We start from the raw sequence: 14,060 nt of genomic DNA on the forward strand, positions 1-14,060 counted from the left end.
CCGGGAGAACCGGGAGTGCCGCACGCGGGCCGCGCCGCCCGACGCGGCGCGACGCGCGTCGCCTCGACGCGGAGCACGGGGACGCCGCGCCCACGGAAGCACCGTGGGCGGCGGGCGGGGCGGGTCCGGAGGAATCCCCGCCCGCGCCTTTCAGGGACCGGGAGCGACACCGGGCCCACCGGGCCCGACAGAGCTCCGGACCGAGGCGGGCCCGGCCACCGGAACCGGAGGCGCCACCGGACCGAGACGGACGGGCGCCCGCCCCCGCACGCCCGCACGTCACCGCCCGGACGCGACCGCACGGCACTCCCCCAGGACGCACGCCCGGCGCCACCCCGGCACACCCACTCGGCGCCACCCCGGCACACCCGCACACACCCACTCGACGCCGCCCCGGCACGGCCGCCCCGGCCGGGGCGAAGGGGCTCGGTCTCAGGCCGCGCAGGCCGGGCAGCGGCCCCGGTAGGTGACGTCGGCCTTGGAGACGGTGAAGCCGTAGCGCTCGGAGTCGGGGAGGACGGCCAGCGGGTCGCCGGTGGGACGGACGTCGCGGATGGTGCCGCACTCCGTGCAGACCAGGTGCTGGTGGGGGTGGCGGGCGTTGGGGTCGTACCGCTTCGCGCGCCCGTCGGTGGAGAGCTCCACCACCTCGCCGAGGGAGACCAGTTCGCCCAGGGTGTTGTAGACGGTCGCCCGGGCGATCTCGGGCAGTCGCTCCACGGCGCGGGCGTGGACCTCGTCGGCGGTGAGGTGCACGTGCTCGCCGTCGAGGACCTCCGCGACGACGCGGCGCTGCGACGTCATCCGCCAGCCTCGGGCGCGCAGTCGCTCCAGCAGGTCACTCATAGGGGCCTACCTGTTTCCTTCCCGGCGAAGACCAGGGGCGCAGAGTGTCATACCCCCGGTCCCGGCGTCTCCACTTTGGCGTTGTTCTTGACTTGGACTTAGTCCATTGTAGGATCAGTTTTGTTGATGGCCAAGGGACAGGAAGAGTCCGGCACGGCGGGAGACGAGGGCGTGGCGCACCGCTTCCGGGGGGATCCCCCGGCGGTGCCTCTTCGCCGGGTCTCCGCGTCCGCGACCTTCCCGCGCGTGTCCGGAAGGAATACCCATGTCTGAGAACCTCGATGCACCCGGCGGCGACGTGAAGGCCGAGGGCGCGGGCGGCTGCCCCGTCGCCCACGGGCGTGCCGCACACCCCACCCAGAGCGGCGGCAACACCCAGTGGTGGCCGAACCGGCTCAACCTGCGGATCCTGGCCAAGAACCCGGCCGTGGCCAACCCGCTCGGCGCGGACTTCGACTACGCCGAGGCGTTCAAGTCGCTCGACCTCGCCGCCGTGAAGCGGGACATCGCCGAGGTCCTCACCACCTCGCAGGACTGGTGGCCGGCCGACTTCGGGCACTACGGGCCCTTCATGATCCGCATGGCCTGGCACAGCGCGGGCACGTACCGCATCAGCGACGGCCGCGGCGGCGCCGGCGCCGGCCAGCAGCGCTTCGCCCCCCTCAACAGCTGGCCGGACAACGGCAACCTGGACAAGGCCCGCCGTCTGCTGTGGCCGGTCAAGAAGAAGTACGGCCAGTCCCTCTCCTGGGCCGACCTCATGATCCTCACCGGCAACGTGGCCCTGGAGTCGATGGGCTTCGAGACCTTCGGCTTCGCCGGCGGCCGCGAGGACGTGTGGGAGGCGGACGAGGACGTCTACTGGGGCCCCGAGACCACCTGGCTCGGCGACGAGCGCTACTCCGGCGACCGCGAGCTGGAGGAGCCCCTCGGCGCGGTCCAGATGGGCCTCATCTACGTCAACCCCGAGGGCCCCAACGGCAACCCGGACCCGGTCGCCGCCGCCCGCGACATCCGCGAGACCTTCCGCCGGATGGCGATGAACGACGAGGAGACCGTCGCCCTCATCGCCGGCGGCCACACCTTCGGCAAGGCGCACGGCGCCGGCCCGGCCGACAACGTCGGCGCGGACCCGGAGGCGGCCCCGATCGAGGCGCAGGGCTTCGGCTGGGCGAGCAGCTACCGCTCCGGCAAGGGCGCCGACGCCATCACCTCCGGCCTGGAGGTCACCTGGACCACCACGCCCGCCCAGTGGGGCCACGACTTCTTCAAGCACCTCTTCGAGTACGACTACGAGCTGTCCAAGAGCCCCGCGGGCGCCCACCAGTGGGTCGCCAAGAACGCCGAGGCGATCATCCCGGACGCGTACGACCCGGAGAAGAAGCACCTCCCGACCATGCTCACCACGGACCTGTCGCTCCGCTTCGACCCGGTCTACGAGCAGATCTCCCGCCGCTTCTACGAGCACCCGGAGCAGTTCGCCGACGCCTTCGCCCGCGCCTGGTACAAGCTCACCCACCGTGACATGGGCCCGGTCGTGCGCTACCTCGGCGCCGAGGTGCCCTCCGAGGAGCTGGCCTGGCAGGACCCGCTGCCGGCCCGCACCCACGAGCTGGTCGACGCGGCCGACATCGCCTCCCTCAAGGAGAAGGTCCTCGCCTCGGACCTGACGGTCGCCCAGCTGGCCGGCGCCGCCTGGGCCGCCGCCTCCTCCTTCCGCGGCAGCGACAAGCGCGGCGGCGCCAACGGCGGCCGCATCCGCCTGGAGCCGCAGCGCGGCTGGCAGGTCAACAACCCGGACGACCTCGCCCAGGTGCTGCGCGTCCTGGAGGGCGTCCAGGAGTCCTTCAACACCGGCCGGGCCGACGGCAAGCAGGTCTCCCTCGCCGACCTCGTGGTCCTCGCGGGCTCCGCGGCCGTCGAGAAGGCCGCCGCCGACGCCGGCCACGCCGTCGAGGTGCCCTTCGCCCCGGGCCGCGTGGACGCCTCCCAGGAGCAGACGGACATCGAGTCCTTCGCCGCCCTGGAGCCGCAGGCGGACGGCTTCCGCAACTACCTCGGCAAGGGCGTCCGCCTCCCCGCCGAGTACCTGCTGATCGACCGCGCCAACCTGCTCACGGTCAGCGCCCCCGAGCTGACGGTCCTCGTCGGCGGCCTGCGCGCCCTCGGCATCACGGCGCCGCAGACCTCCCTCGGTGTCCTCACCTCGACCCCCGGCACGCTGACGAACGACTTCTTCGTCAACCTGCTGGACCTGGGCACCACCTGGTCGGCGACCTCCGGCGACGCGAACACCTTCGAGGGCCGCGACGACGCGACCGGCGAGGTCAAGTGGACCGGCACCCGCGCCGACCTGGTCTTCGGCTCGAACTCGGAGCTCCGCGCCCTCGCCGAGGTCTACGCGAGCGACGACGCCAAGGAGAAGTTCGTGACGGACTTCGTCGCGGCCTGGACCAAGGTCATGGACCTGGACCGCTTCGACCTGCGCTGAGCCCACCAGGACCCCGCCGGGGCCGGCCCCCGAACACCCGCCGGCCCCGCCGCCCCGCGCCCCCGAGACCTTCCCCCGGTCCCGGGGGCGCACCCCTGTCCGGCCCCGCCCCGCGCCCGCTTCCGACGGCCGCCGCGCCCCGGGACCCGCCCCTCCGCCCCCGGGCCGGAGCGCCTCGTGGCCGACCGGGCCGCGCCCACCGCGACCGCCGGCGGCACCCCCTGGACCTCAGCCCGCTCGCGTCCGACCTGCCCGCCGCCGGACCGGCGCCGCGCGGCCCCGTCCCCGTCGTCCGCGGCGGCGGCCCGGGCCGGCGCTCCTGACCGGGTCCGGGCTCAGGCGCCCGGCGTCCCCGCCCCGACCCAGAGGTCCGTCAGCGCCATGAGGCGCCGGCGGGCCCCGGGGTCGTACGCCTGCTCGTGCGCCCGGGCGTCGGTGAACCGGTCGAAGTACCGCCCGGTGACCCCGGCCCGCTCCGGGTCGACGACGAGGCCCACGGTGGGGCGGACTCCCTCCTCGACGCCGACGAGCGGGGTGAATCCGTGATCCCGGACGCCCGCGGTGTCCATGAGGTGGGCCGGGTGGAGGGCGTTGACGGTGACCCCGCTGCCGTCGAGCTCCTCGGCGAGGGCGAAGGTCGCCATGATCAGGGCGAGTTTGCTGCGGCAGTAGGCGCGCAGCCCCTCGTACCCCTTCTCGAACATGGGGTCGTCGAAGTCGACGGCCTCCTGCCCGATGGAGGCGACGTTGACGACGCGGGCCGGGGCCGAGGCGGTGAGCAGCGGCAGCAGGCCCCGGGTGAGGGCGTACGGGGCGAGGTGGTTGACGGCGAGGCGCAGCTCGTGGCCCTGGGCGGAGACCTCGCGCACGAGGGGGCTGGACCCGCCGCCCGCCACGGCGTTGTGCACGAGGGCGTCGAGGCGGGGTTCGGCGTCGCGGACCCGCCGGGCCAGTAAGCCGACCTGGTCGAGGTCGGAGAGGTCCGCCAGGTAGGTGCGGACCTCTCCGCCGGCGCCCAGGGCGCGGATCTCGTCGGCCACGGCGGCGAGGCGTGCGGCGTCGCGGCCGTGCAGCAGGACGGTGCCGCCGCGGGCGGCGAGGTCGAGGGCGACGCCCCGGCCGAGGCCCTGGGTCGCCCCGGTGACGAGGGTGGTGTGGTGGTGCGGGAGCCGGTTCATGGAAGTGATCATGGCCGGGCGGGCGTCCGGTGGGGAGGGCGCGCCGCACCTGGTGTCGCCACCACCAGGCTCGGCGGCCGGGCGGGGCCCGGTCCCGATCGGGGCCGGGGCCACCACCACGACCGGGTCAGTGGGGGTCGAGGAGGCCGAGGAGCCGGGCGACGGCCTCCGTGACGGCGGTGCGGGCCGGGGCGAGGTAACGGCGGGGGTCCACGTCGGCGGGGTGGGCGGCGAGGTGGTCGCGGACGGCGCGGGTGAAGGCCTTGTTGAGGTGGGTGGAGACGTTCACCTTGGTCATGCCGGCGGCCACGGCCCGCGCGAGCAGCGGGTCGGGGACGCCCGAGGAGCCGTGCAGCACGAGGGGGACCTCGACGGCGGCCCGGAGCCGGGCGATGAGGCCGAGGTCCAGGACGGCGTCCCGGGTGACCATCTGGTGGACGCTGCCGACGGCGACGGCGAGGGCGTCCACGCCGGTGGCGGCGACGAAGGAGCGGGCCTCGTCGGGGTCGGTGCGGACGCCGGGGTCGTGGGCACCGCCCTTGCCGCCGATCTCGCCGAGTTCGCCCTCGACCCAGACGCCCTGCCGGTGGCAGTGCTCGACGACCGCGCGGGTCGTGGCCACGTTCTCGTCGTACGGCAGCCGCGCCGCGTCGAACATGACGGAGCCGAGGCCGAGTTCGACGGCCTCGTGGACGAGGTCCGCGCTCTCCGCGTGGTCGAGGTGGACGGCGACGGGGGTCTTGGCGGCGCGGGCGAGCGCGAGGCAGGCAAGCGCGACGGGTTCGAGACCGCCGTGGTAGCGGACGGTGTTCTCGCTGATCTGGAGGACGACGGGCCGGTCGGCCCGCTCGGCGCCGGCCACGATGGCCTGGGCGTGCTCCAGCTGGAGGACGTTGAAGGCGCCCGTGCCGGCGCCGGCGGCGTGGGCCCGCCGGACGATCTCGTGGGTCGGGGTCAGTGGCATGGTCCTGCTCCGGGTGCGGGTCGGGGGCGGGTCGCTGCGAGGGCCGGGACGCGGGCCGGGGCCGGGCCCGGGCGTCGGCGGCGGACGGGCGGCTCAGGCGCCCGCGTCGGCGAGGACGACGGAGCGGGTGAGGTTGCGGGGCCGGTCCGGGTCGAGGCCGCGGGACCCGGCGACCGCGACGGCGAGCCGCTGGGCCAGGACGAGTTCGGCGAGCGGGTCGAGCCCGCCGGCGACGAGGGTGCCGCCGACCGCGCGGATCTCCTCGGCGAGGCCGCCGGGCAGGGGTCCGAAGCTCCAGGCGACGCGCCCGGGGCCGGTGACGCTGATGGGGCCGTGGCGGTACTCCATCGCCGGGTACGCCTCCGTCCAGGCGCCGGCCGCCTCGCGCATCTTGAGCCCGGCCTCCTGGGCGAGGCCGTAGGTCCAGCCGGTGCCCAGGAAGGTGAACTGCTCCGCCTCGCGGACGGCGGCCTCCAGCGGGCGGGCGAGGGCGAGTTCGGCGTCCTCGGCGGCGCGGGCGACGGTGGCCACCCCGTCGGGCAGGGCGGCCTCGGCCTCCAGGTGGGCGCGCAGAAGGGCGAGGGCCGTGGTGGCGAAGCGGGTCTGGACGACCGACTCCTCGTCGGCGAAGTCGAGGACGGCGACGGCGTCGGCGAGGTCCATGACGGGAGTGGCCGGGTCGGCGGTGATCGCTCCGGTGGCGACCGTTCCGGACAGCCGGGCGAGGACCGCGAGGACCTCGCTGGTGGTGCCGGAGCGGGTGAGGGCGATGACCCGGTCGTAGCGGCGGGAGAAGGGGAAGCGGGAGGCGGCGAAGGCGTCGGTCTCGCCGTGCCCGCCGGCCTCGCGCAGGTCGGCGTAGGCCTGCGCCATGAACCAGGAGGTGCCGCAGCCGATCACGGCGACGCGCTCGCCGCGCCGGGGCAGCGCGGGCGCGTGGCGCGGCAGCGTGCGGAGCGCCTCGCGCCAGACGGCGGGCTGGGTGGCGAGTTCGGTGGTGGTACGGGAGGGGACCATGCGCACTCCTTGCACGAAAGGGACGGCATTGATGCGTGAAGATGCTCGAAGCGAGCATCATTCAAGCAGACCCGCGCATCAGCCGACCAGATTTCCCCCGGAGGGGCGGCATAGGATCGGAGCCGTACCCACGGAAGGACCGGTCCGGCATGTCCAAGCACGAGCGGTGGAACGCGCTCCTGGAACTCCTGGCGTCCGCGGGCAGGCTGGAGGTCGAGGAGGCGGCGGCGGGCCTCGGCGTCTCCGCGGCCACGATCCGCCGCGACCTGGACGAACTGGCCGAGCAGCGCCTGCTCGTCCGCACCCGCGGCGGGGCGCTCGCGCACGGCGTCTCGTACGAGCTGCCGCTCCGCTACAAGTCGGGCCGGCACGCCGCCGAGAAGGCCCGGATCGCCGCCGCCGCGGCCGAACTGATCGCGCCGGGCGAGGTCGTCGGCCTGAACGGCGGGACGACGACGACCGAGGTCGCGCGGGCGCTCGCCGTACGGTTCGCGGGCGAGCGCGCCGACGCCGGGCATCCGGCCGCCCCCTCCGGCCCCGCCCTGACGGTGGTCACCAACGCGCTCAACATCGCCGCCGAGCTGGCGGTGCGCCCCCAGATCAAGCTCGTGACGACGGGCGGGGTGGCCCGCCCGCAGACCTACGAGCTGGTGGGCCCGCTCGCCGCCGGCGTCCTGGGCGAGGTGGTCCTCGACACGGTGGTGCTCGGGGTCGACGGGGTGGACCCGGCACTGGGGGCGATGGCGCACCAGGAGGAGGAGGCGAGCATCAGCCGGCTCTTCGCCGAGCGCGCCGGCCGGGTCGTGGTGGTGACCGACTCGTCGAAGCTGGGGCGGCGCGCCTTCGCCCGGATCTGCGGCCTCGAACAGGTCGGCCTGCTGGTGACCGACACCGGGATCGACCCGGGGACGGCGGACCGGCTGACCGAGGCGGGACTCCAGGTCCACACCGTCTGACGGCGGCCCGGCCCGGCCATTGGTCGCACCGCACACCAATTCCCGTACTGGTCGGACCAGGTGGAACGCATCCGGTACGGCCGTTCACCAAGCCCTTGCCGCACCGGCGTATACCTTTGGGCGCCGCTCCCCCATCATGACTGCCGACGTGCCCGCGGGGCACACCGTGACAGGAGGGGCGGAGCATGCTTCCCATCAGCCGCAGGGGGTTCGTCGGGATCGGCGCGGGGCTCGGTGCCGGACTCGTCACGGGGGCCGCGCCGCCCACGGCGGCCTCGGCCGCCGCCCGGGCCGCGACCGGCACCCTGACCGACGTCCGTCACGTGGTGATCCTGATGCAGGAGAACCGCGGCTTCGACCACTACTTCGGCACGCTCCGCGGCGTGCGCGGCTTCGGCGACCGGGCGGCGGGCAACATCCCCGGCGGCTGGAGCACCTTCCAGCAGCCGAACTGGGGCGGCCGGCAGTTCCCGTGGAAGCTGAGCGACACCCCGCCGGCCGGCGGGGTCGACGGCGAGACGCTCGCCCAGTGCAACGGCGACCTGCCGCACAGCTGGACCTCCCAGCACGCCGCCTGGAACAAGGGCCGGCTCGACAACTGGGTGACGGGCGTGGGCAACACCCGCACGCTGGGCCACCTGGACCGCGAGGACATCCCCTTCCACCACGCGCTCGCCGACCACTACACGGTCTGCGACGCGTACTTCTGCTCGGCGCTCAGCGCCACCGGACCGAACCGCACCTTCCTGTGGAGCGGGAGGATCGACGCCTCCAGCAAGGACGGCGGGGACGAGTCGGGCCTGACCTGGGAGACGTACGCGGAGGCGCTCCAGCGGGCCGGGGTGAGCTGGAAGGTCTACCAGAACGCCCAGGACAACTACGGCGACAACGGCCTCGCCTACTTCAAGAGGTTCGCCGACGCCCGGCCCGGCGACCCGCTGCACGACCGGGGCATGGCCTCGGTCCCGAAGGTCACCGGCTCGACCCCGGACGACATCGCCGCCGCGATCCGCGCCGACGTCCTCGCCGGGACGCTGCCGCGGGTGTCGTGGGTGGTGGCGAACGAGGCGTTCTCCGAGCACCCGTACGCCCCTCCCGGCGACGGCGCCCACTTCGTCGACCTGGTCTACCGCGCCCTGACGGCGAACCCCGAGGTCTTCGACTCGACCGTGATGATCCTCAACTACGACGAGAACGACGGCTTCTTCGACCACGTGCCGCCGCCCGTCGCCCCGCCCGGCACCCCGGGCGAGTACCTCGACGGCGCACCGATCGGCCTGGGCTTCCGGGTCCCCATGCTGGTCATGTCGCCGTGGACGCGCGGCGGCTGGGTCAGCTCGGAGGTCTTCGACCACACCTCGGTGCTCCGCTTCCTGGAGACCTGGACCGCCGCCCTCGGCACCCCGGCGGCCTGCCCGAACATCAGCGCCTGGCGGCGGAAGGTGACCGGCGACCTCACCGGCGTCTTCGACTTCGCCCATCCGGTGTACGGGGTCCCCGCCGGCCTCCCGTCGACGGCGAAGGTCATCGGCATGTCCACCTGCGGCCCGCTCCCTAACCCCGTGCCGCAGAACAACGCGCTGCCCGTCCAGGAGTCCGGCACCCGCCCGGCGCGGGCCCTGCCCTACCAGCCGAACGGCAACCTCGACCGCTTCGAGTTCGGCGCGGCGGGCAAGATCCTCGCCTGGTTCTCCATGACCAACCAGGGCCCGCAGGCCCGGCGGGCCGCCCACTTCTCGATCCACCCGCACCAGCACCGGGACACCGCGGCCTGGCAGTACACGGTCGACCCCGGGGCCACCGCCACCGACTACTTCAACATCGGACTCGGTTCGGGCTCGGGGAAGTACGACCTGTCGATGATGGGCCCGAACCGCTTCCTGCGCCGGTTCGTCGGCGACGCCTCCAAGGCCGGCAGGGCGATCGAGGTGGCGGCGCGCTTCGCCGCCGGACCCGGCACCGGGAAGACGGCGATCTGGTTCGCGCTGACCAACGCCTCCGCCGGTCCGGTCACCTTCACCATCCGCTCCGACGCCTACCGCGCGGACGGTCCGTGGACGTACACCGTCCCGGCGGGCTCCACCCGCGAGGACCACTTCGACGCGGTGGCGCACCAGGACGGCTGGTACGACTTCACGATCCTGGCCGACGTCGACGGCACCTGGTCGCGCCGCTACACCGGCCACATCGAGACGGGGGCGCCGAGCGTCACCGGCTGACCGCTCCGGCGCGCGCCCTCACCGCCCGGCCAGGGCCGCGCGCCGGATCGTGGCGTCGAGGAGCCCGAGCGCGTCCTGGGCGGTGCGGCCCGGGGCGCGGTTCCAGGGGCCGATGAGCCCGTGCCACCCGCGGGACCTCAGCTCGGCCATGATCCAGGCGCCGGCCTCGTTCATGGTGGACGCGCTGCCGTGGCCGAGCCGGTGGGCGGCGAGCAGGGCGCCGCAGAGACACCGGGCGCCCCGCGCGTCGCGCAGCTTGTACGGCGTGTTCTGCCAGCCCCATTCGGTCAGCACCCGGCGGGCGTAGGCCAGGTGGACGGAGGGGCGCACGTCGGAGCGGCCGATCCCGCGCCAGACGTGCAGCCGGTCCGGGAGGACGGCCCCGATCCGGCCGGGCAGGGGGCGCTCGGCGGGCGGGACCGGAGGCAGCGCGCCGAGCGCGTCGGCGACCAGCCGGTCCACGGGGACGGTGAGCAGGCTCCGCCACGCCTCGGGGGCGGGAGCGGGCGGCGGCGGGAGCGCGGACGGGAGCAGGTGCTCCCGGGCGGCGCTCTCGTAGAGGCGGGCCGCCTCCCGGTCGAGCGCGTCGGGGTCGCGCAGCAGGGCAGGGGATGACATTCCCCCATCATGAGCAGGAAATGTCTGGTTTGCGACTTATGTACCGCTCGTGTCGACCACCCCTTCCGTCGCGCGAGAATGATGCATTACGCCGCAGAATTCCCCGAAATGCATGAGCCGCCCTATTCGGACATTGCACACCTCGTGACGCGACTCACTTTCCCCCGGCCCGCGGCACTCCCCCTTCCAGCACGAGCCGTGTGCCGCAAGGGATTCCCCGGGGCGCACCGGAACGTTCGATCTTGAATTCCACCGATTCGATCTCCACCACCCCTTTTCCCGCGCATTCGCATCTTGTTCCCGCCCGCATTTCTCGCCTACGGTCACCTCCATTCGAGCGGATCGCCGAATCCTGCCACCGCCCGAAAGACCTCCCATTTCACCCGACGGCAGGAGCGGGGGACCCACCACACCGCCGGTCCGGCGCCACCGGAACGGCTCGGGGTGAAGCCGCGTGCGCGCGGCCGGACAGCTCCAGTCCGAACCCGACAGCTCACCTCGCAGGCGCCGGAGAGGAAACCGCCATGGCCGCTCACGGCAAGCACCGCCGCCCCCGACGCCGCCCCGTCTCCCGAGGTCTCGCCTTCGCGGGCACCGGCGGAGTCGCCCTCGCCCTGCCGCTGGTCGTGCCCGCCGCGGCCGGCGCCGCACCCCTCCCCGAGTCCGCCGCGCCGGCCGCCGCCGTCGCCGCCCCGACCGTGCGGACCGCCGCCGTCACGAAGGCGCCTGCCGCTCCCGCCGCCACCCGCGCGTACACCGTGGTGAAGGGCGACTCGCTTTCCCTGATCGCCCACCGAAAGGGAATTCAGGGCGGCTGGCAGTCGCTTTACCAGGCGAACAGGACGGCCGTGGGTGACAATCCGTCACTCATTCACCCCGGTCTCGAACTGACGATTCGTCGGGATTCCGCGAAGGCCGCTCCGGCACCCGAGCGGACGGCACCGAAGAGCGCCGCGAAGCCCGCCTCCGCCGGTTCGGCCGAACGGGCGAGCCGCTCCTCCGCCCGCGCGGCGGTCCCCGCCGTGCAGACCCAGACCCAGACCCAGGCCCGGCCGGTCGCCGTCCGGGCCGCGGCCCCCGCCGCCGCCCCGCGGTACGGCGACAACCTCGACGGCTGGATCCGCGAGTCGCTGGACGTCATGGCCCGCTACGGCATCCCCGGCTCGTACGACGGCATCCTCCGCAACGTCATGCGCGAGTCCTCCGGCAACCCCCGCGCCGTCAACCTCTGGGACTCCAACGCCGCGAAGGGCACCCCCTCGAAGGGCCTGCTCCAGGTCATCGACCCGACGTTCTCGGCCTACCACGTGCCGGGCACCTCGCTCGACCCGTACGACCCGGTCGCGAACATCACCGCCGCCTGCAACTACGCGGCCGACCGGTACGGCTCCATCGACAACGTCAATGGCGCCTACTGATCCCGCCCGTTCGCGGCCGCCCCGAAGTGGCCGGTGAACCAGTCCGCGGCGAGCGCCGCCACCTCCTCCAGGGCCCCCGGCTCCTCGAAGAGGTGGCCGGCGCCCGGCACGACCTCCAGCCGGTTCTCGCAGCGCAGCAGCGCCCCGGCCCGCCGGTTGAGGTCCAGGACGAGCCCGTCGCTCCCGCCGACGACCAGCAGGGTCGGGGCCCGGACCTCAGCGAGCCGCTCCCCCGCCAGATCCGGCCGGCCGCCCCGGGACACCACGGCGGCCACGTCATCGCCCGGTTCCGCCGCCGCCCACAACGCGGCGGCGGCGCCCGTACTCGCCCCGAAGTAGCCGCGCGGCAGGCCCCCGGTACCGGACCACCCGGCCGACCAGGCGGCGGCGCGGCCGAGCCGCCCGGCGAGCAGCGGGGTGTCGAAGACCCGCGCCCTGTCGGCGGCCTCGGCCTCCGTGAGCAGGTCGAAGAGGAGCGTCCCCAGCCCCGCCCGGTTCAGGGCCTCGGCCACCGCGCGGTTCCGGGGGCTGTGCCGGCCGCTGCCGCTGCCGTGCGCGAAGAGGACGAGCCCGGCCGCCCCGTCGGGCAGCGCCAGGTCACCCGGCAGCACCGGTCCGCCGGCCGGGATCCGCACCGCCGTGTGCCGGACCACCGGGCCGTGCGCCGCCCGGCTCCGGTCGAGCCGGTCCACCACCTCGGCGTCCGGCGTCTGCCCGAACTCGCGGTAGAACTGCCCGACCGCGTGGAACCCCTCCGGGGTGTGGACGGCGACCGTCTCGTCGGCCTCGCCCCCGAGCCGGTCCGTCCAGCCGTACGGCGCCACCGGCACCGCCAGCACGATCCGGGCCGCGCCCCCCGCGCGCACCGCGCGGCAGGCGGCCAGCGCGGTCGCGCCGGTGGCGAGCCCGTCGTCGACGACCACCACCGTCCGCCCCTCCAGCGGCACCGGCCGACGGCTGCCCCGGTAGAGCCGGGCCCGCTCGGCCAGGACGGCCCGCTCCCGCTCCTCGACCGCCGCCAGGTCCCGCTCGGCCACGCCCGCGTCCGCCACGATCCGCTCGTTGACCACCCGGACGCCGCCCTCCCCGATGGCCCCCATGGCCAGCTCGGGCCGGCTCGGCACGCCCAGCTTCCGCACCAGGCAGATGTCCAGCGGCGCGCCGAGCGCCTCGGCCACCTCGGCCGCCACGGGCACGCCGCCGCGGGGCAGGCCGAGGACGACGACGTCACGCCCCTGGAGATGGCCGAGCCGGGCGGCGAGCTGCCGTCCCGCGTCGGCACGGTCGGCGAAATACATGGCACGCCGCCTTTCCGATGGGCGAACCCCCGCGGCGAGAGGGCCGTCCGGCCCGCCCTCCCCCTCCAGGGTCCCACCGGGCCGGGCCCCGGGGCCCGGCGGGCGCGTCCCGCCTCAGCCCGCGGCGTCGCGCACGACGGCGACGGGGCACCGGGCGTGGTGCAGGAGGGCCTGGCTCACCGAACCCAGCAGCAGCCCGGCGAAGCCGCCGCGCCCCCGTGCGCCCATGACGACCAGCTGGGCGTTCTCGCTCTCCTCCAGCAGGACCTCCCGGGGGCGGCCGCGCACCAGCCGGGGTTCGGCCTCGACCCCGGGGTGGCGTCCGGCGGCCCGGGCCAGCGCCGCGTCGAGCACCCGGGCCGCCTCCTCGTGCACCTGCTCGGCACTGTGGAAGAGGCCCGTGAGGTCCCCCGGCCCGGAGCGCGGGGTCCACGCGTGGACGGCGACGAGCCCGGCCCCGCGCACCCGCGCCTCCGTGAAGGCGAAGTCGACGGCCGCGTCGGAGTCCGGGGAGCCGTCGACCGCCAGGAGCACCGGTCCGTCGGGCTCGCCCCGGCCGCGCACGACGAGGACGGGACACTCGGCGTGGGCGGCGAGGTGGACGGCGACCGAACCGAGCACCAGACCGCCGAAGCCGCCGGTGCCCCGGCTGCCGACGACGACCAGCTCGGCGCCCCTGGAGCGGGTGGCGAGGACCACGAGCGGTTCGCCGGAGATCAGCTCGCCGGAGACCTCGGTGTCCGGGGCGACCGCCCCGGCCCGGGCGACGGCCGTGTCCAGGACGATCTGCGCCTGCCGCCGCAGCCCGCTCTCGGTCGGCCCGTACACGGAGGGTTCCAGGTCGACCCGGAACAGCGGCCAGATGAAGGCGTGCACGACGACCAGCCGCGCACCGCGCCGTCCGGCCTCCCGCGCCGCCGCCTCGACCGCCCCGAGCGCCGACGACGAGCCGTCCGTCCCGACGAGGACGAACGGCCCGCCGGCCGTCGTGGTCTCCGGTGCCGCCGCCCGTTCCTCGCTGCGCCCCATCGCTGTTCCTGCCTTCCGGTCGTGCT

Annotated in this window: 11 protein-coding genes and 1 riboswitch; of the genes, 4 read left to right on the plus strand and 7 right to left on the minus strand. The window is 75.0% G+C overall.

Annotated elements, in window-relative coordinates; genetic code table 11:
* Nucleotides 1-432 precede the first annotated feature (432 nt).
* Nucleotides 433-846 carry a Fur family transcriptional regulator gene (locus ACF1ED_RS09730; protein ID WP_391758367.1) on the minus strand — a complete coding sequence of 138 codons (414 nt, stop codon included), beginning with the start codon at nt 844-846 and terminating at the stop codon, nt 433-435.
* Nucleotides 847-1,111: 265 nt separating this feature from the next.
* Between ACF1ED_RS09730 and katG the strand changes: the two genes are divergently transcribed.
* Nucleotides 1,112-3,337 (plus strand): catalase/peroxidase HPI, encoded by a 2,226-nt coding sequence (gene katG / locus ACF1ED_RS09735; protein ID WP_391758369.1) that lies wholly within the window; start codon nt 1,112-1,114, stop codon nt 3,335-3,337.
* A 335-nt stretch (nt 3,338-3,672) separates the two neighbouring features.
* Here the strand turns inward: katG and ACF1ED_RS09740 are convergent, their stop codons facing one another.
* The 3 genes from ACF1ED_RS09740 to ACF1ED_RS09750 form a co-directional block, all read right to left on the minus strand.
* Nucleotides 3,673-4,515 carry an SDR family NAD(P)-dependent oxidoreductase gene (locus tag ACF1ED_RS09740; RefSeq protein ID WP_391758371.1) on the minus strand — a complete coding sequence of 281 codons (843 nt, stop codon included), beginning with the start codon at nt 4,513-4,515 and terminating at the stop codon, nt 3,673-3,675.
* 127 nt (nt 4,516-4,642) lie between these two features.
* Nucleotides 4,643-5,479, minus strand: coding sequence for a ketose-bisphosphate aldolase (locus tag ACF1ED_RS09745; RefSeq protein ID WP_391758373.1), 837 nt, complete (start codon nt 5,477-5,479; stop codon nt 4,643-4,645).
* Nucleotides 5,480-5,572: 93 nt separating this feature from the next.
* Nucleotides 5,573-6,496, minus strand: coding sequence for an SIS domain-containing protein (locus ACF1ED_RS09750; protein WP_391758375.1), 924 nt, complete (start codon nt 6,494-6,496; stop codon nt 5,573-5,575).
* Nucleotides 6,497-6,645: 149 nt separating this feature from the next.
* Between ACF1ED_RS09750 and ACF1ED_RS09755 the strand changes: the two genes are divergently transcribed.
* Entirely contained in the window at nt 6,646-7,452 is an 807-nt protein-coding gene (locus tag ACF1ED_RS09755) for a DeoR/GlpR family DNA-binding transcription regulator (RefSeq protein ID WP_391758377.1), read from the plus strand.
* Nucleotides 7,453-7,637: 185 nt separating this feature from the next.
* Nucleotides 7,638-9,671, plus strand: coding sequence for a phosphocholine-specific phospholipase C (locus ACF1ED_RS09760; protein ID WP_391758379.1), 2,034 nt, complete (start codon nt 7,638-7,640; stop codon nt 9,669-9,671).
* Nucleotides 9,672-9,689: 18 nt separating this feature from the next.
* On the opposite strand, the gene ACF1ED_RS09765 is transcribed toward ACF1ED_RS09760, so the two are convergent.
* A complete protein-coding gene (locus tag ACF1ED_RS09765; RefSeq protein ID WP_391758381.1) occupies nt 9,690-10,289 on the minus strand; it encodes a hypothetical protein in 600 nt (199 codons plus the stop codon).
* A 333-nt stretch (nt 10,290-10,622) separates the two neighbouring features.
* Nucleotides 10,623-10,809, plus strand: a riboswitch (cyclic di-AMP (ydaO/yuaA leader).
* Nucleotides 10,810-10,813: 4 nt separating this feature from the next.
* Between ACF1ED_RS09765 and ACF1ED_RS09770 the strand changes: the two genes are divergently transcribed.
* Complete coding sequence (locus ACF1ED_RS09770) at nt 10,814-11,707, plus strand: transglycosylase SLT domain-containing protein (protein WP_391758383.1); 894 nt, start codon at nt 10,814-10,816, stop codon at nt 11,705-11,707.
* Here ACF1ED_RS09770 and ACF1ED_RS09775 read toward each other — a convergent pair.
* Nucleotides 11,701-13,005, minus strand: a complete 1,305-nt coding sequence (locus ACF1ED_RS09775; RefSeq protein WP_391758385.1) for a phosphoribosyltransferase family protein — start codon at nt 13,003-13,005, stop codon at nt 11,701-11,703. The genes ACF1ED_RS09770 and ACF1ED_RS09775 overlap by 7 nt on opposite strands.
* A gap of 114 nt (nt 13,006-13,119) precedes the next feature.
* The gene (locus tag ACF1ED_RS09780) at nt 13,120-14,034 is read right to left on the minus strand and encodes a universal stress protein (RefSeq protein ID WP_391758387.1); all 915 of its coding nucleotides are present in this window, start codon (nt 14,032-14,034) and stop codon (nt 13,120-13,122) included.
* Nucleotides 14,035-14,060: the final 26 nt, after the last annotated feature.

The organism is Streptomyces sp. NPDC014656, from assembly GCF_043084305.1.
GTDB lineage: Bacteria > Actinomycetota > Actinomycetes > Streptomycetales > Streptomycetaceae > Streptomyces.